This is a genomic window from Chryseobacterium lathyri, from assembly GCF_003290185.1.
GTDB lineage: Bacteria > Bacteroidota > Bacteroidia > Flavobacteriales > Weeksellaceae > Chryseobacterium > Chryseobacterium lathyri.
Genome location: NZ_QNFY01000001.1, coordinates 274,681 through 292,623 on the forward strand (window position 1 = coordinate 274,681; position 17,943 = coordinate 292,623).

17 protein-coding genes and 1 tRNA gene are annotated in these 17,943 nt (G+C 37.0%); 14 read left to right on the forward strand and 4 right to left on the reverse strand.

The window, feature by feature from the left end; genetic code table 11:
- From DRF61_RS01190 to DRF61_RS01205, 4 genes are all read left to right on the forward strand, one after another.
- On the forward strand, window positions 1-3,147 hold the full coding sequence (locus tag DRF61_RS01190) for an efflux RND transporter permease subunit (protein WP_111953232.1): 3,147 nt from the start codon (window positions 1-3) through the stop codon (window positions 3,145-3,147).
- Between the two features lie 90 nt (window positions 3,148-3,237).
- Complete coding sequence (locus DRF61_RS01195; protein WP_111953234.1) at window positions 3,238-4,653, forward strand: TolC family protein; 1,416 nt, start codon at window positions 3,238-3,240, stop codon at window positions 4,651-4,653.
- Window positions 4,654-4,810: 157 nt separating this feature from the next.
- Window positions 4,811-5,308 (forward strand): GNAT family N-acetyltransferase, encoded by a 498-nt coding sequence (locus DRF61_RS01200; RefSeq protein WP_111953236.1) that lies wholly within the window; start codon window positions 4,811-4,813, stop codon window positions 5,306-5,308.
- Window positions 5,305-5,787, forward strand: a complete 483-nt coding sequence (locus DRF61_RS01205; RefSeq protein ID WP_111953238.1) for a MarR family winged helix-turn-helix transcriptional regulator — start codon at window positions 5,305-5,307, stop codon at window positions 5,785-5,787. Before DRF61_RS01200 ends, DRF61_RS01205 begins: the two co-directional genes overlap by 4 nt.
- Window positions 5,788-5,873: 86 nt before the next feature.
- Here DRF61_RS01205 and DRF61_RS01210 read toward each other — a convergent pair.
- Window positions 5,874-5,947: transfer RNA gene (locus tag DRF61_RS01210), tRNA-Ala, on the reverse strand.
- Window positions 5,948-6,385: 438 nt separating this feature from the next.
- Between DRF61_RS01210 and DRF61_RS01220 the strand changes: the two genes are divergently transcribed.
- The 3 genes from DRF61_RS01220 (at window position 6,386) to DRF61_RS01230 (ending at window position 8,818) form a co-directional block, all read left to right on the forward strand.
- Window positions 6,386-7,210, forward strand: a complete 825-nt coding sequence (locus DRF61_RS01220; RefSeq protein WP_111953240.1) for a helix-turn-helix domain-containing protein — start codon at window positions 6,386-6,388, stop codon at window positions 7,208-7,210.
- Between the two features lie 196 nt (window positions 7,211-7,406).
- Window positions 7,407-8,315 (forward strand): alpha/beta fold hydrolase, encoded by a 909-nt coding sequence (locus DRF61_RS01225; protein ID WP_111953242.1) that lies wholly within the window; start codon window positions 7,407-7,409, stop codon window positions 8,313-8,315.
- A 110-nt stretch (window positions 8,316-8,425) separates the two neighbouring features.
- Entirely contained in the window at window positions 8,426-8,818 is a 393-nt protein-coding gene (locus DRF61_RS01230) for a Rid family detoxifying hydrolase (RefSeq protein WP_111953244.1), read from the forward strand.
- Between the two features lie 95 nt (window positions 8,819-8,913).
- On the opposite strand, the gene DRF61_RS01235 is transcribed toward DRF61_RS01230, so the two are convergent.
- The gene (locus DRF61_RS01235) at window positions 8,914-9,669 is read right to left on the reverse strand and encodes an SDR family oxidoreductase (RefSeq protein WP_111953246.1); all 756 of its coding nucleotides are present in this window, start codon (window positions 9,667-9,669) and stop codon (window positions 8,914-8,916) included.
- Window positions 9,670-9,902: 233 nt separating this feature from the next.
- Between DRF61_RS01235 and DRF61_RS01240 the strand changes: the two genes are divergently transcribed.
- Window positions 9,903-10,367, forward strand: coding sequence for a hypothetical protein (locus tag DRF61_RS01240; protein WP_111953248.1), 465 nt, complete (start codon window positions 9,903-9,905; stop codon window positions 10,365-10,367).
- Window positions 10,368-10,502: 135 nt separating this feature from the next.
- Here DRF61_RS01240 and DRF61_RS01245 read toward each other — a convergent pair whose 3' ends face one another.
- The gene (locus DRF61_RS01245) at window positions 10,503-11,186 is read right to left on the reverse strand and encodes a hypothetical protein (RefSeq protein ID WP_111953250.1); all 684 of its coding nucleotides are present in this window, start codon (window positions 11,184-11,186) and stop codon (window positions 10,503-10,505) included.
- Between the two features lie 415 nt (window positions 11,187-11,601).
- Here DRF61_RS01245 and DRF61_RS01250 point away from each other — a divergent pair, with 415 nt between their 5' ends.
- Complete coding sequence (locus tag DRF61_RS01250) at window positions 11,602-11,970, forward strand: hypothetical protein (RefSeq protein WP_111953252.1); 369 nt, start codon at window positions 11,602-11,604, stop codon at window positions 11,968-11,970.
- Window positions 11,971-11,986: 16 nt separating this feature from the next.
- Here the strand turns inward: DRF61_RS01250 and DRF61_RS01255 are convergent, their stop codons facing one another.
- Window positions 11,987-12,655, reverse strand: coding sequence for a hypothetical protein (locus tag DRF61_RS01255; RefSeq protein WP_111953254.1), 669 nt, complete (start codon window positions 12,653-12,655; stop codon window positions 11,987-11,989).
- A gap of 154 nt (window positions 12,656-12,809) precedes the next feature.
- Here DRF61_RS01255 and DRF61_RS01260 point away from each other — a divergent pair, with 154 nt between their 5' ends.
- The 5 genes from DRF61_RS01260 to hisD all read left to right on the forward strand — a co-directional run bounded on the left by DRF61_RS01260 (window position 12,810) and on the right by hisD (window position 17,941).
- Window positions 12,810-13,382, forward strand: a complete 573-nt coding sequence (locus DRF61_RS01260; protein WP_111953597.1) for a C40 family peptidase — start codon at window positions 12,810-12,812, stop codon at window positions 13,380-13,382.
- A gap of 136 nt (window positions 13,383-13,518) precedes the next feature.
- Window positions 13,519-14,331 (forward strand): 2,3,4,5-tetrahydropyridine-2,6-dicarboxylate N-succinyltransferase, encoded by an 813-nt coding sequence (locus tag DRF61_RS01265; RefSeq protein ID WP_111953256.1) that lies wholly within the window; start codon window positions 13,519-13,521, stop codon window positions 14,329-14,331.
- A gap of 124 nt (window positions 14,332-14,455) precedes the next feature.
- Entirely contained in the window at window positions 14,456-15,553 is a 1,098-nt protein-coding gene (locus DRF61_RS01270; RefSeq protein WP_111953258.1) for a glycosyltransferase family 4 protein, read from the forward strand.
- Window positions 15,554-15,806: 253 nt separating this feature from the next.
- The gene (gene hisG / locus DRF61_RS01280) at window positions 15,807-16,664 is read left to right on the forward strand and encodes an ATP phosphoribosyltransferase (protein WP_111953262.1); all 858 of its coding nucleotides are present in this window, start codon (window positions 15,807-15,809) and stop codon (window positions 16,662-16,664) included.
- 2 nt (window positions 16,665-16,666) lie between these two features.
- Window positions 16,667-17,941 carry a histidinol dehydrogenase gene (gene hisD / locus DRF61_RS01285; protein ID WP_111953264.1) on the forward strand — a complete coding sequence of 425 codons (1,275 nt, stop codon included), beginning with the start codon at window positions 16,667-16,669 and terminating at the stop codon, window positions 17,939-17,941.
- Window positions 17,942-17,943 lie beyond the last annotated feature (2 nt).

Genomic DNA, 17,943 nt, shown 5'->3' on the forward strand with positions numbered 1-17,943 from the left:
ATGATTAAAAATTTTATAAACCGACCGGTTTTATCCACCGTTATATCAATTATTATTGTTATACTCGGGGTGTTAGGGCTTATCTCGCTGCCGGTCACACAGTATCCTGACATTGCACCTCCCACAGTAAGCGTTTCAGCAAACTACACAGGAGCTAATGCGGAAACTGTAATGAAAAGTGTTGTAGTACCTCTGGAAGAACAGATCAACGGGGTAGAAGGGATGGATTATATCACTTCCAGTGCCGGAAATGATGGTTCTGCACAGATTCAGGTTTTCTTTAAACAGGGAATAGACCCGGATATTGCGGCCGTAAACGTACAGAACCGTGTGGCAAGAGCTACACCGCTTTTACCTTCCGAGGTAACACGTTCTGGGGTGGTAACGCAGAAACAGCAAACCAGTGCACTGATGTATATGTCTTTCTATTCTGAAAACAAGGATCTGGATGATGTTTACCTTCAAAACTTCCTGAATATCAATATTATCCCTAATCTTAAAAGGATCAATGGTGTAGGGGATGCCAACGTTTTCGGCGGTAAAAACTATTCCATGAGAATCTGGCTGGATCCTGCAAAAATGGCGGCTTACAGTGTAACGCCTACAGATGTTACCAATGCCATCAACGAGCAGAGTAGAGAAGCAGCAGCGGGTTCTATAGGACAGAACAGCGGAAGCTCTTTTGAATATATCATTAAATATGTAGGTAAGTTCAATGATAAGGAGCAGTATGATAATATCATTATTAAATCTCTTGGAAACGGACAGAACCTAATGCTGAAAGATGTGGCTAAAGTAGAGCTGGCAGGCCAGTCTTATACGGGGATAGGGGAAAATGGAAACAATCCGTCCATCAGTATGGGACTTTTCCAGACTCCTGGATCTAATGCCCAGGAGATCATTAAAAATATCAAAACCTATCTGAAATCAGTTGAAGGAACCTTTCCGAAGGGAGTTAAATACACCTATAACTTTGATACCAATGAATTCCTGGAAGCTTCTATTGAAAAAGTAGTACATACCCTGATCGAAGCCTTCATTCTTGTATTTATCGTTGTATATATATTCCTTCAGGATTTCAGATCTACCCTGATCCCGGCTATTGCGGTTCCGGTATCTATTGTGGGAGCATTTTTCTTTCTGAATTTATTTGGATATTCACTAAACCTGTTAACCCTGTTCGCATTGGTACTCGCGATTGGTATTGTGGTGGATGATGCCATCGTCGTCGTCGAGGCCGTTCATGCCAAGATGGAACATGGTATTGCAGATGCCAAGAAAGCAACTGTAGAAGCTATGGATGAGATCACAGGGGCTATTATTTCTATTACTCTGGTAATGGCGGCGGTATTTATTCCGGTGACTTTCATTACAGGTCCTACAGGAGTATTTTACCAGCAGTTTGGGATTACTCTTATTATTGCAATCATTATTTCTGCAATCAACGCTTTGACTCTGAGCCCGGTTTTATGTTCATTGTTTTTAAAGCCTCACTCAGAACATCATAAAGAATACAGCAATCTTAATTTCCTTCAGAAATTCTTTTATAAATTCAATATTGCGTTCAAGACAACCACTGAACGTTACGGAAGAGGATTTGTATTCCTGTTGAGACATAAATGGGTAACATTGATTATTTTCGCGGTTACCGGAGGTATTTTATTCTGGGCGAGCAGTACTATGAAAAAAGGTTTTGTCCCTACAGAAGACAGAGGAATTATCTTTACAGACGTTCAGCTTCCTCCGGGAGCTTCTATGGAAAGAACGTACAATGCTCTGAAGACCCTTCAGGCCAAAGCTTTAAAAGTTCCGGGTGTACAGAATGTCACGATTTCCACCGGTAGAGGATTCTTATCCGGAAACGGAAGTAACAACGGCCTTGCCTTTGTAAAATTAAAGCCATTTGATGAAAGGAAAAAAGATGGTCAGACGTCTGATGATATCACTAAAAAACTATTTGGAATAGTAGGTTCTGTTCCTGATGCCAAAGTTGTATTCTTCCAGCCGCCAAGTGTACCTGGTTTTGGTAACAGTGCCGGTTTTGAGATGGTCCTTTTGGATAAATCAGGCGGAGAATATGCAGATCTGGATAACAAAACAAATGAGTTCATCGGAAAGCTGATGGAAAGACCTGAGATAGAATTTGCCCAAACCTCATTCAATACAAAATATCCTCAGTATCAGATGGAAATCAATGTTCCTCTGACCAAACAGCTTGGTATTTCCGTAAGTGATATCCTGGCTACCATGCAGGGATATATCGGAGGTATTTATACTGCCGACTTTACAAAGTATGGAAAACAATTCAGAGTAATGGTTCAGGCACTTCCTGAAAACAGAAAAAATATTGAAAACCTGAATGAGCTCTATGTAAAAACAGGATCAGGAGTAATGTCTCCTATTTCACAGTTCGTCACTCTGAAAAAAGCATATGGACCGCAGTCTGTAAGCCGTTATAACCTGTTTACTTCAGTAAAGGTAACGGGAGCTAACTCTGCAGGATACAGTTCCGGAGATGCCATTACCGCTGTACAGCAGGTGGCCAGTGAAACGCTAAACCAGAATTATGCGGTAGAATTTACCGGATTGACCAGAGAAGAATTAAATTCAGGTTCGCAGACCCTTTTGATTTTCGGATTAAGCTTAGTCTTTGTTTACTTTATTCTTTCTGCTCAGTATGAAAGTTATATCCTTCCGCTAATCGTTGTAATTTCTCTTCCTCTTGGGGTAATGGGAGCTTATTTCGGGCAGAAGATTATGGGCTTGGAAAACAATATTTACTTCCAGATCGCCCTGATCATGCTCGTAGGATTATTAGCGAAAAACGCAATCCTTATCGTTGAATTTGCTGTCCAGAGAAGGCATCATGGCGAAACCATTGTTATGTCTGCCATCAATGCAGCTAAAGCCAGGGTGAGACCAATTTTGATGACTTCATTTGCATTTATTTTCGGTTTATTACCATTGGTTCTGGCGAGTGGAATTGGTGCGGTAGGTAACAGATCTATTGCAACGGGTGCAGCAATTGGATTATTAATAGGTACAATTTTAGGGCTATTTGTAATTCCGGTTTTGTATGTGATTTTCCAAACTTTACAAGAAAGAGTGAAGCCGATTAAAAAAGAAGAAATCAATTTAGCAGAATAAAATTAATTAGAGAAGTTAGAGGTTAGATATTAGAAATTAGCTCTAAATCTAGCTTCTAAACCTCTAATACCTAACTTCTAATTTCAAATAATGAAGAGTTTATTAAACATCATAAAAGGAATAACTTTTTCAGCTGTCATACTGGGGGCCATTACATCGTGCATGGCCAGAAAAGAGTATGAGAGACCGAAAAGTGTTGTAGACGAAAAGCTTTTCCGTACGGATATGTTGCCTTCAGACAGTACAACAGTTGCCAATATTTCCTGGAAAGAAATATTTACCGATCCTATACTTCAAAAGCATATTTCGAAGGCTTTAGATAACAATCTGGATATTAGAATTGCCCTGCAAAGTATCAATTCTGCAGAAGCTTATTTAAAGCAAAGTAAAGCAGCCTATGAGCCTACTTTAACAGTAGGCCCCGGTTATGCATTTCAGACTCAGTCTCTAAATACACAAACCGGACAGTTGTTTGGGCAACGACGTTATATCAATCAGCTTGATATTACAGCAAGTTTAGGCTGGGAAGCGGATATCTGGGGCAAAATGAAAGCTCAGGAAAAAGCTCAATTGGCTACTTATTTGGGAACTGTTGCGGCTCATAAGGCCGTAAAAAGTGATTTGGTGGCATCTATTGCTTCCGCTTATTATCAATTATTGACTTTTGATGATCAAAAAAGAATTATTACGGAGACCATTAAAGTTCGTGAGAAAAATCTAGAGACTACTAAGGCTTTAAAAATTGCAGGAACAGTAACAGAGGTTGCCGTTCAGCAAAGTGAGGCGTTGGTTTTCAATGCAAAATCGTTATTAATTGATATGGATACGCAAATTCAGCTGTTGGAAAACACAATGAGTTTGCTGATGGGAGAGCCGTCTCATACCATTGAAAGATCAACATTGGAAAGTCAGAAAGTTCCCATTGATTTAAGACTGGGATATCCTGCACAGCTATTGGCCAACCGTCCTGATGTAATGAGAGCGGAATACAATTTAATGAATGCTTTTGAACTGACCAATTCTGCAAAAGCTCAGTTTTATCCTACTTTAAAAATTACAGGAAGCGGAGGAATCCAGTCTCTTGATATTGATCATTTGTTCAGTGTCAATTCTCTGTTTGCAAGTGTGGTAGGAGGTCTGGCTCAGCCGATCCTTAACCGAAGAGCCATCAAAACCAATTACGAAGTAAGTCTGGCCAATCAGGAAACGGCATATCTGAACTTTAGAAAAACAGTTCTTACAGCGGGAAAAGAAGTTTCAGATGCAATCCGTGTATTTTCTGTTCAGGATTCTTTTATAGACTTAAAGCAGAAAGAGCTGAATGCTTACAAAAATTCTGTTGAATACTCTCAGGAACTTGTCAACTACGGTATGGCAAACTATCTTGAAGTGCTCAATGCAAGTGTTAACTCATTAAATGCAGAACTGAATATTTCCAACGCAGAATACAGCAAAATGAAAGCCGCTGTAGAGCTTTATCAGGCTCTTGGTGGTGGATGGAAATAATAATTTTCAGCTAAAAATATTAAAAACGTATGTCCGAAATGGCATACGTTTTTTATTGGTTAGACTTTTACATTGTTAAAATTTTTATAAAAAAGAAATATTTGTTTGTATATATGTAGTAGACTACGTAGTTTTGTATTGTAAAAATAACAATGATATGAAAGTACATATTCAACAACTGAATAATACGTATTCGGATCAGCTGATTGATCTCATTTTGACGATCCAGCAAAAAGAATTTAACGTACCTATTACGATAGAAGATCAGCCAGATCTTAAGCAGATTGAAAGTTTTTATATGGAACCAGGAGGAAATTTCTGGGGAGCTTTTGTAGAAGGCGAGCTGGTAGGTTCTATAGCATTGGTTAAATATGATGAAAGGGAAGGAGCCGTAAGGAAGATGTTCGTAAAAAAAGAATTCAGAGGAAAAGAGCTGAATATTGCCCAGGAGCTTTTGGAAGTTTTGATTTCTTACTGTCGTGAAAACGGAATAGATGCCATATACCTGGGAACGGTTAATGTGTTAAAGGCTGCCATGAGATTTTATGAAAGAAATCATTTTTTACAGGTTGAAAAGGAAAATTTACCCAACCTCTTTCCATTGATGAACGCAGATAATGTTTTTTATTCTTTACATATAAACCAAACGGTATGAATATAATAGATGAATCAGGAATCCTGGCCATATCAACGAGATTGCAGCGTCTCAGCGAGCAGCTCAGAAAAGATGGCGCTTTGATCTATAAGTCCTTCGGAATTGATTTTGAGCCCAAATGGTTTCCTGTAATCTTTACCTTACATCACAAAAAAATGCTGAGTGTGGTAGAGATTGCCAACGAAATAGGATACACACATCCTTCAACCATAAGCTTACTAAAGGAGCTGGAAAAGCAGAAGCTTATCCAATCGAAAAAAGATAAACAGGATGAGCGAAAAAGACTGATTGTACTGTCTCCAAAAGGTCTTGAACTCATCGAAAAAATGAAACCGGTTTGGGAGTTGGTGTCAAAAGTATTGGGAGAAATTGCAGATAATGAAAATCATCTTTTGTCAGCTATTAATGAGGCGGAAGAAAAAATTGCTATGCAGTCTTTTTACCAGCGTGCCATGCAGATGAAGAAAGAAATGGAATGATTGAAAAAAAATGAAACCTGTAGTTTTTAATTACAGGTTTCAAAGCTTTTAAGCGTTTGTGATAAGTTTAAGTCTACGCTTTCTTGTGGAGAATACGGGGATCGAACCCGTCACCTTTAGACTGCCAGTCTAACGCTCTAGCCAGATGAGCTAATTCCCCTTTTCCTTAAAGCGGTACAAAAGTAAGTATTTAAACGATATTTCCAAATTTTTTCTCATTTATTTATCAGAATTTATAATGATTTTTAATGCTTTAATATGCGATACAAAATTTTAAGTAAGCTTAACAATCTGATTTGAAGGCAATTTTATCGTGAAATGAATCAATTATTTATTTTATCAAATTCTGTTTCAGATTCTTTCTTTAAATAGCTTATAAACAAGGATGGAGGCAAAGAGGTTACTTTTTTAAATACCGTCGTAAATTTATTGGGTGAAGAAAACCTTGTTTCATTGGCTAAGGTAGCTACTTTATATTTTCTATATTGGGGTTCGGAACTTTAATTCCATTTGAAGAAAGCCTGTATTTTATAATTTATTAATTTTACGAGAAGGTGTTAACGCGAATAAATTAACAACAATCTTTTCAAACCCTACAATGATAAAGGAATTTTCATACAAAAAATTTGGCAATCTGGAATTCAGCAAAAACTCAATTCAAAATGATGCTCTCACAACGATAAATGAACATATTAAGGTGCTGTTTATTCCGCAAAACGCTATTATTCAGGTAGATTTTCAGGAAATCGAAATGAAAACCGACACCTTGTTGTTCATTAATCCCCACGTTATTTTAAAGCCCTGTGAAACCATCGGAGGTCAGCTAATGCATTTTAACAGAGATTTTTATTGTGTAGAAATTCATGATCATGAAGTGGCGTGCGATGGTATTTTGTACAATAATGTGTTTGAAATCCCTTTTATAAATTTAAACGAAGAACAGTCTACCGAGATTCAAAAGATCATCAGAGATATTCAGTCTGAGCTAAGAAATGAAGATTCCGGTACAGAAGAGATGTTAAGGACACTTTTAAAATTAATTATTCTGAAATCTACTAGAATCTGGAAACAGCAGCATCAATTATCTGACAAAGAGCAGCAGGCTGATGTGCAGTTTTTAAGAAAATTCAGCAAATTGGTCGAGCAACATTATAAAACGCTTCATACTGTTGCGGATTATGCAGATTTACTGTGCGTTACCCCAAAAAATCTGAGTAAAAAAATAGGATTAGTGAGCAAAGACACTCCCAATGAAATTATAAAAAAACGCATTATTCTTGAAAGCAAACGGCTTTTAGCACATACAGCAATGAACGTGAAAGAAATTGCCTATAGTCTGAATTATGAAGACGATGCTTACTTTGTCCGCTTTTTCACAAAACATGTTGGAATATCACCAACCAGTTTCAGAAAACAGTTTTAAAGGACCATCTTTTATATATCATCCTATAATAAAGCACGATCTGTGAGATTGTGCTTTTTTCGTATGTACCCTAAACCCGGTTAGGCAAAAAGTGCAATTCAAAGCGAAAACCATCCATTGATATGACCTTACAATTCCCCCAACTTTGTACTATCAAAAAATAACAATTATAACAACAACTAAATATTTAAAAATCATGAAAAATTTAATTTTAGCAATCGTATTATTTACAACATTAATTTCAAGCCAAGTATTTTCACAAACTAAAAGAACCCCCGCCTCCTTTGGAAGGGAAGAATATATTGAAGTAGAAAAGAATGTGCGGCTTCATGTAACCGACCTTGGTGAGGGGGAGCCTATTGTTTTAATTCACGGATGGCCATTGAGCGATGCTATGTATGAATATCAATATGCCGATTTTATTCAAAAGGGTTACCGGGTGATAGGAATTACATTAAGAGGATTCGGATTATCCGATAAACCCGGAGGAAAGTATAACTATGATGTTTTTGCGGATGATATTAAGGTCGTTTTAGATAAACTGGACATTAAAAATGCAACAATCGGTGGATTTTCGATGGGAGGTGCAACGGTCATTCATTATGTAGCCAAATATAATGCGGCCCATGTTTCCAAAATGGCATTGTTTGGAGCAGCGGCACCTGTATGGACAAAACGTGCGGATTTTAATTATGGTTTATGGACCAAAGAGGATGTTAATGGATTGATTAATCTCAACAATACAAACCGTCCAGAGCTATTCGCCACATTCGGTAAAATCTTTCCTGCAAATGACACCAGTGTGTCTCAAGGGCATGGAGCCTGGTTAGGAAATATTCAGGCTCAGGCATCACCTTACGCAATGGCAGAAGGGCTAAAAACCTTAAGAGACAGTAACTTGCGTAATGATCTGAAGAAAATAACAATTCCAACGCTGATTTTACACGGTAAGTTAGATAAAATCTGTTCCTATGATCTTGCTGAACAAATGAAAGCCTTACTTAAAAATGCCACTTTGGTTCCTTTCGAAAAAAGCGGTCATGCCCTTTTCATCGAGGAACTGGAAAAATTTAATAACGAATTATTCAACTTCATCAAAAAGTAAGTGAAAAACAAAAGAGGTTAGTTTTCTACAAGCTAACTTCTTTTTTATCTCATAAAATCAATTAACATGAGCAAATTTATATTTTTACTGTTTTCGCTGACATTGGTGTCATGCAGTATAAAAAAAGAAGTTATGCGGTAAAACATACTGATTTACCAAACCCCATAGGCCCTTATAGCCATTCAACCCATTATGAGAATCTGATATTTATTTCAGGCCAGATCGGATTGGATCAAAAAACAAACAGTTTAAAAGCAGGAATTGAAGAACAGACAGTTCAGATTTTTGAGAATTTAAAGATTATTCTCGAGGACAATCATTCCGATTTTGAACATATCACAAAAACAACCATTTTTATGACCAATATGAACCATTTTGAAATAGTCAATACAATATATAGCAAGTATTTTCATAATCATTTCCCCGCAAGGAGTACTATTGAAGTAGTGTCTTTGCCTCGAAATGCAAGTATTGAAATTGAATGTATAGCTGTTAAAAAATAAATATTTCAATAAATAAAAATGCTTTAAAAAAAAATGGATAATTAGACTTTGTAATCCTAATTACCCATTATCTGATCCATAAAAGCTAATCCGGCTTATCTTGTTGTATAGCCGCCGTTTGCAAAAATAGTCTGGCCTGTAATCCACCAACCGTCAGTCACTAAAAATTCTACCAGCGGAGCGATGTCATTAATATTCGTCAACCCACCTAATGCTGATGCTGATTTGTGATAAGCTACTGCATCTTCACTTTCCTGTCCGTAGAAGAAGGGCGTATCCATTGGACCTGGAGCAACAGCTGTTACAGAAATTCCTCTGGCTCCGAACTCTTTAGAAGCTGCTCTTGTAAAATGTTCTACCGGAGCCTTGGCGCCTGCATAAGTGGAATATAAACCTGTGTAAGCAGCCAGTAATGAAGTTACAATAGTACAGATTTTACCATTGTCATTTAGCTTTTTACCGGCTTCCTGTAAAAAGAAATAGGCTGATTTGGAGTTGATTCCGAACATTTTATCATATTCTTCTTCAGTAGTTTCTGTAAACGGTTTTTTCAATACCATACCCACTGTATTGATCGCAATATCAATACCCCCGAATTTAGCAATAGCTTCATCAAAGAATTTAGTAACGTTTTCCACTTTGGTGAGATCACCCTGAAATAAAAATGCTTCTGCTCCTAAAGCCTGAGCTTCAGATAAAGTTTTTTCACTTTCTGCTCTAGAACTTTCGCTGTTGTAATGTATGGCAAGTTTTGCTCCTTTAGCTGCAAAATCTTTGCTTAGTAATCCTCCCAGGTTTTTGCCTCCTCCGGCAATTAATACAACTTTGCCCTGTAAATTATTTTTCGACATAATATTGTTTTTAATTTTTGTACATACAAATATGACTATTTAGTTATGTCTAAACATGGTGAACTTTTCAGAAGTTGTTAGAAATTCCGAATTTATTTGACCTTGCATGAAATTAAACCTTGCCATGACCGAAAATTCAATTCATTTGAACTTGCAGTAATGCATAATTATAATTCTTGATTTAAGTAATACGAAGAGTATAAACTCATGTCAAAAAAACATATTTTTACATAATGCAATTAATATTACATGAAGAATCTTTTTCAGCACCCCAATGGCTAAAAATTATAGTGTACATTTTGAGCCCTGCTTTAATATTGCTGGGAATTACTTTATTAGTGTTTAAAGATGCAGTCGGGGAGGTTATTTTTTTGGTTCCCTTGATATTTCTAATTGCTGTTTCTATGTTTTTTTATACCAGGCTAAAATTGGTTATTTCCGATAAAGGAATTTGTTTTACCGGTGGACTGAGGAAACATGTTATTTCCTGGAACGATATTATAAAAGTAGATATGGTTAGATTAGGAAAATACAAAACACCCAAAGTAATCATCCATTATTCTGACAGAAAACTGGAACTGGATAAAGGTTTCTATCTCAAAGTAAAGTTCAGCAAGATTTTATTGCTTTTAGAGACGAAAATTACTCCGGAATTATTTACGGAACAATATCAGGATATCCGCCGTAATATTAAATAATATATCAATTTAGTGATTATTGGCTGTCTTTGCAATGATCTATAAATTTTAACTAGAAACTAGAATTATGCATTCTCAAAAAAAAAATAGCCGCATAATAAAATACAGCTATTTTCTTTCTATAAAAAATGTTTACTAGTTACTTCTTGAGCGTGATATAGATAAGAGATAGACAAGATGGGCAAACATACTTCTTTTCACAGACTCTACTTTGATATCACCTGTTGTCTGATTGATGGTGGTTACCAGATCCGCATTACATTGCCCGGAGAAGGATCCGCTTCCCAAATAATTGGCCGCATTCGCAACAGGGTAGGAGATTCTGGGATAATCGGGGGCAACCTGTTCAGCGGCTGTTAGTCCGCCTACATAACCTTTATTATCAATAAAGCGCGCAGCCCAGGTTCCCAAAAACTGCCCATTACCCGTATTAATAGTTTGCCCTACCACGATTTGAGTATCTATTGCCTTCGTAAAACCAGCGCATGAGCTATAATGATTTACACTAACCGTGCAGGAAGAGGCATTATCAGTCGGTTGGAAACATTTTCCTTCATAAACGGTCAGCCTTTGTTCAGCAGGAGACATGGAGGTGTTTAATAATGCTTTCGGAGAGAAAATTTCTTCAGGTGAAACTAACGTTAAAACTCCTTGCGGATCTGCAGCAACTATTTTTCTTTCCGCATTGGCAAGCCCTCTCACCCGAACCAGCCCGTTGACATCCAGGGTATGGGTAGGTGATTCTATATTAATCCCTACCTGTGATTTCACACCGCCGGAAAAGGCTATTGCAACAAAAAATATTAATCCTGTTTTCATCTTATTATTTGAATTTTAATAGTTATTTAGATTTTTCACTAAAGTAAGAAATATTTATAATCTTGAAGACAAATTTCATATAAATTATTTTTGGCAGGAAAAAAATCATGAAAAGTTGAATCGTGTAATAATTAATTAAAGTAATTGCTATTGAAACAATGAAATACTGCACCTATTTTTAATATCTTACTGTGTAATTGCTTGTTTCCATTTAGTAAATAATTGTATTTTAGCCAAAATATGCAGCTTATTCATAAAAATATAAACAGCTGATTAAAATTCAGACAATCTGAATCAAAAAAATTAGTAGATTTGCACGGAACAAGCCAAAATACTTATTCAGTTTTTCTATTTCTAAAGTAGAAGATGAATAAATAACAATAAAATTTGATTAGCTTATAAACTATTAGAAACTATGAAGAAACTTTTTTTACTTCTTTTAACAGCCTTTTTATTTATCGGATGCAGCTCTGATGATGATACTATTTATGATTATATAGGAACATGGTCAGGAAAATATACCGGAAGTGATGATGGAACCTGGAATCTTGTGGTTGCCAGTGACGGGAAGGTAACCGGAACAATGCATTCTACAGTCAATGACGAAAATTATAACATTTCCGGAAATTTAACTGATACCGGAGATCTTACTGCTGTAGTCGGGCTTCCTTCCGATGGAGAATTCAAAGGAACTCTTTCAAGAGAAAAAAATGGAAACGGAAATTGGTCAAACGCTGTTCCTACACCGGCTAGATCCGGAACCTGGACAGGAAACAAACAATAAACAGAAAGCCTGCAGATTAATCTGCAGGCTTTTTTATTTCAATAAATCCCATATGGGTAGTTTCTCCCTTACTTCTAAGCACTAAAAAACAGAGTAGGAGCCCGGCATCCTGAAAATGCCTCCTAAAACGGATTTCTGCATCCTGCTTTACCAAAAGTTGATCTTCAAAATATTCAGCAGAATATATTTCCAGATCCGGGTGTATGGTGATTATTACTATTTCATCTGCTGGCAGATTATCCGCTACATTCAGGACCATATCTTCCTTTTCTTCAAAAACAAAAAAATCACTGCTGAAATTCTTTTTATTTCCAAATTTAAATTCCTTGAGAAACGTCATTCCTCTTTCAGTAAGAAGACCGTTGTGCACGGTTCTTTTTCCTTTCTCTGAAACAGCATCAAAATCCTTAATCGCGGTCATCAGTTTCGCAAACCTTTGGTAGAGCAGAGGCTCGCCGGTTTCCTTAATATAGTTTTCAATACAGCTTCGTATCATTTTTCCTGCTTTCGAGCAATGCCCGAATTCAGAACTGTTCTGCCTTACTTTTTCATAAGTAGGACTTTTCTTGAAAGCCGTTTTATTGAATCCACTTTTCTTCCGTACCACATTTTTCCCGTTCAGGCTGTAAAAAACCAGATCGCCTACGCTTCCATTGATCTTTATTAAACTTTCGTACGTTGCCATATCACAAAATTGGACTCAAATATACTAATAAATATATGAAATTATAATTTTAACATATATTTATTATATAGTTGTAGTATAGTTATACTATAGTTAATATATAAAAATGTATATTTGCCATATAATTAGTTACTTCATTTAAAATCAGATGACTATGATACCGGGATTATTTGAAAAAAACTTAAGAATAAAGCAGCTTTCCGTTCTTATGATTGCCTCTGTTATTGCAGTTTCCTGCGGATCTTCAAAGAAGGTATCTTCCAAAAAAAATACAGGAAATAAAACTGTTGTAAAAACTGAGAATCTCAGAAAACTAGATTCAAAATTTAACGGAAGCATTTCCAGATCAGTCAGCGATATCCTGAAAGATGCTGAAAAATATATCGGAACGCCTTATAGATTTGGAGGAAATACATCTTCAGGTTTTGACTGTTCAGGATTTACCGTAAAAGTTTTTGAAGAAAATGATTTCTCCCTTCCGCGAAGATCAACAGACCAGGCAGATGCTGGTAAAAAGATTGACATCAAGGAAGTAAAGCCCGGAGATCTGCTTTTCTTTGCAACAGCCGGAGGAAGCAGGGTTTCCCATGTAGGTATTGTTCACGATATCGGGGCAGATGGAGAAGTGAAATTCATCCATGCTTCAACTTCAAAAGGGGTGATTATCTCTTCATTAAACGAAAAATACTGGAATAAAGCTTATCTCCACGCTCAGAGAGTACTATAACTAAGACTATTATTTGTGAATAACAGTATGCAGGGTCTGTGACTTAACTTGTATACTATGACAATCTTTTGTATTTTTGGCCTTCAGAACTGTGGGAAGCTGCAGGGATAATTTATACTAAAATCAAACAAGAAACATGTCGTTACAACAAACTATTGAAAACATTTGGGATAATAGAGATTTATTACAGAACGAAGACAGCAAGAAAGCGATAAGAGAAGTTATTTCTTTATTGGATTCAGGTGAGCTTCGTGTTGCTGAGCCTACAGAAAATGGATGGCAGGTAAATGAATGGGTGAAGAAAGCCGTAGTAATGTATTTCCCGATTCAGAAGATGGAAACTATTGAAGTAGGTCCGTTTGAATTTCATGACAAAATTCCTTTGAAGAGAAATTATGCCGAAAAAGGAGTAAGAGTTGTACCGCATGCAATTGCCAGAGAAGGATCTTTCGTTGCTTCAGGAGTGATTTTGATGCCGTCTTATGTAAATATCGGAGCTTATGTAGATTCAGGAACTATGGTTGATACCTGGGCAACAGTAGGAAGCTGTGCACAGATCGGTAAAAATGTTCACCTGAGTGGTGGAGTTGGTATCGGTGGTGTATTGGAGCCTTTACAGGCAGCTCCTGTTATCATTGAAGATGATTGTTTCATCGGCTCAAGATGTATCGTTGTAGAAGGTGTTCACGTAGAAAAAGAAGCCGTATTGGGTGCTAATGTTGTACTGACTGCTTCTACAAAAATTATTGACGTTACAGGTGACCAGCCTGTTGAGATCAAAGGAAGAGTTCCTGCCCGTTCAGTAGTAATCCCGGGAAGCTATACAAAACAGTATCCTGCAGGAGAATACCAGGTTCCATGTGCATTGATTATCGGCCAGAGAAAAGAATCTACAGATAAAAAAACATCCCTTAATGATGCTTTAAGAGAGAATAATGTAGCCGTATAAGCTGTGTTTTCCCTAAATTTTAAAGTTTCATTTTAAAATTTATATAATAAACCCTGAATAGTCATTTAGGGTTTATTTTATTTATACCTTTAAACAGTTAAAAAAGCTTATTAAAAACTTTGATATGAAAATTGCCTTCGATGCAAAACGTTTTTTTCACAATACGTCCGGATTGGGCAATTATTCAAGGGACCTTGTCAGGATTCTTTCTCAATACTATCCTGAAAACGAATACCTGCTGCTGAACAAAAACAGTTCAGAGAGAGGTAAAGAAATCCTGGAAAAACCAAATGTCCGGTTTGTATCTACCTCAAAAGGAAATCTTTCCCGACAGCTTAAAATGGGAAAAGATGCCCAAAAACAAGGAGCAGATATATTTCATGGTCTTTCCGGTGAACTTCCGTTGAAATGGGGGAAAGAACCTATCAAAAAAATTGTAACGATCCATGACCTGATCTTTATGAGATATCCGCAGTATTATTCCTTCTTTGACCGGAAAATACACCTGTGGAAATTTAAAAAAGCAGCTTCTTCAGCAGATAAGATCATTGCTATTTCAGAACAGACCAAAAGAGATATTATCGCCTATTTAAAAGTTCCTGAAAGCAAAATTGAAGTTATTTACCAGGGATGCCACAAAGCTTTTAAAGAACAGCAGTCTAATGAATTTACTCAGGAGGTAAAGGGAAAGTTCAGTCTTCCGGAACGCTATATTTTAAACGTTGGAACCATCGAAGACCGTAAAAACCTTCTCAATATCGTTAAAGGAATCAGCGGAACAGATATTCCGCTGGTTGTTGTTGGAAGAAAGACTAACTACTACAAAAAAGTAGAAGCCTTTATCAGGAAGAACAAAATGGAAAAACAGGTGATTTTCCAGGAAGGGGTTTCCATGGATGAATTGGCTGTAATTTACAAACTGGCAGACATCTTTGTGTACCCGAGCTTTTTTGAAGGCTTTGGAATTCCGGTAATAGAAGCTCTTTTTTCAAAGACAGTGACAATCACAAGCAATGCCAGCTGCTTGCCGGAAGCAGGAGGAAAAGACTCCGTTTACATCGATCCTGCCAATTATCTCGATATCGGTGCCAAAATAAAATTTCTCTGGGAAAATGAATCCGAAAGAAAACGCCGTGCAGAAAAGAGTTTCGAGTTTGTTCAGAAATTTAATGACGAGCCTATTGCCAAGCAATTGATGGATCTCTACAAAAAAAATCTGTAAAAAAACTTTGCAGTTTAAAAATAAATCCTACATTTGTACCACAATTCAAAACAATGAAACCGAATTTTTTAACACTTCATCATTACTATCATCATCTCTGCTAAGACGGAATTGGTTGATAGAAACATGTGTTAAAATCAAAAAATAATTAAAACCGTCTGAGTAAACAGACGGTTTTTTTGTTTCCCGGATTCTTCCGGACGTATCCAACAGATCAGTTTTCATTTACTCAGATTTATCTTAAAATAATACAATGAGTAAATTAAAAATTGCGATTCAGAAAAGTGGCCGGCTCTACGAAGATTCTCTTCAGCTCCTCAAAGACTGCGGTATTTTTGTTAACAACGGGAAAGACCAGCTAAAAGTTTCCGTAGACAACTTTCCCATGGAGATCATGTATCTCAGAAATTCAGATATTCCACAATACCTTGAAGACGGGGTGGTAGATATTGCCATTGTCGGCGAAAATCTTTTAGCTGAAAAACAGAAAAATATCCAGATTGTCCAGAAGCTTGGATTCTCAAAATGCCGTGTTTCCTTAGCCGTTCCCAAAGATGTGGAAACCGATGATCTTTCCTACTTTCAGAGTAGAAAAATCGCTACCTCTTATCCCAATACCCTTAAAAATTTCCTTGAGGAAAAAGGAATTGCTTCCGATATTCATATTATTTCCGGCTCAGTGGAAATTGCCCCGAATATTGGTCTGGCAGACGGCATCTGTGATATTGTAAGTTCCGGAAGCACACTGTTTAAAAACGGATTAAGGGAAACCGTTACGATTCTGACATCAGAAGCAGTTTTAGCAAAAACCTCTTTGCTCGATACTCAAAAAGAAGCCATTCTGGATAAATTCCTGTTCAGAATTAAATCCGTATTAAAAGCCAAAAATTCGAAATATATCCTCATGAATGTTCCTGATGATAAAATCAGCGATATTGCTTCGGTTCTTCCCGTATTGAAAAGCCCCACCGTCATTCCTTTGGCAGAAAAAGGATGGAGCAGCATCCATTCCGTAATTGACGAAGAAAGATTTTGGGACGTGATTGATGAACTGAAAGAAAACGGAGCCCAGGATATACTCATTATTCCAATCGATAAAATGGTTATTTAATTATGAAAATATACAGATATCCTGAAAAAAAAACATGGACGAATCTTGTACAACGACCTGTTTTTGAGCGTAAAGAAATATCCGGGCTTATTGCAGAAATATTTGAATCCGTCGAAAAATATGGGGATCAGGCACTTATTCAATTCAATAAAAAATTTGATAAAGCAGTAACTCCACAAATCACAGTGTCAGAAACCGAATTGGAAAATGCAGAAAATGAAATTTCTGAAGATTTAAAGAAGGCTATTCAGCAGGCAAAAGAAAATATCTCAAAATTCCATGCTTCCCAAATTGTAGAAACACAAAAAATTGAAACGGTAAAAGGAGTAATCTGCTGGAGAGAAAACCGTGCAATTGAAAAAGTAGGCATCTATATTCCGGGAGGCACAGCACCTTTATTTTCAACAGTCCTCATGCTTGCAGTACCAGCCAATCTGGCAGGATGTAAAGAGATTATTCTCTGTACGCCACCGGATAGCAATGGGAATATTAATCCGGCTATTCTGTATGCAGCGAAGCTTTGCGGTATTACAAAAATCTTTAAGACCGGAGGAGCACAGGCCGTTGCAGCGATGGCTCTGGGAACAGAAAGCATCTCGAAAGTGTATAAAATTTTTGGACCCGGAAACCAATTTGTCGTTGCAGCGAAAGAATATGCACAGCGTTATGGTGTGGCGATTGATATGCCTGCGGGCCCCAGTGAAGTTCTTGTTATCGCAGATAATAAAGCCGTTCCCGGGTTCTGTGCAGCAGATCTGCTGTCGCAGGCAGAACACGGAAGTGATAGCCAGGTCGTGTTTATCACCACAGATTATAAGATTTTTACAGAAACCGTTGAAGCCGTTGAAAAGCAGATCAAAAAGCTTCCGAGAAATAAGATGGCCGGTCAGGCGTTGGATCACAGTCTTTTTATTCTGGTCAATTCTATTGATGAAGCTCTGGAATTCAGTAACCTGTACGCTCCGGAACATCTTATTCTTGCGTTGGAAGATTTTAATCAATATGTGCCAATGATTGAAAATGCAGGATCCGTTTTCCTCGGAAATTATTCCTGTGAAAGCGCCGGAGATTATGCCAGCGGAACCAATCATACACTGCCAACCAATGCTTATGCAAAGAATTACAGTGGGGTTTCTCTCGACAGCTTTGTCAAGAAAATCACCTTTCAGCATTTGTCTAAAGAAGGATTAAAGAAAATAGGAAAAACAATTGAAATAATGGCAGAAGCCGAAGGCCTTATTGCCCACAAAAATGCAGTATCTATCAGATTAAAATAATA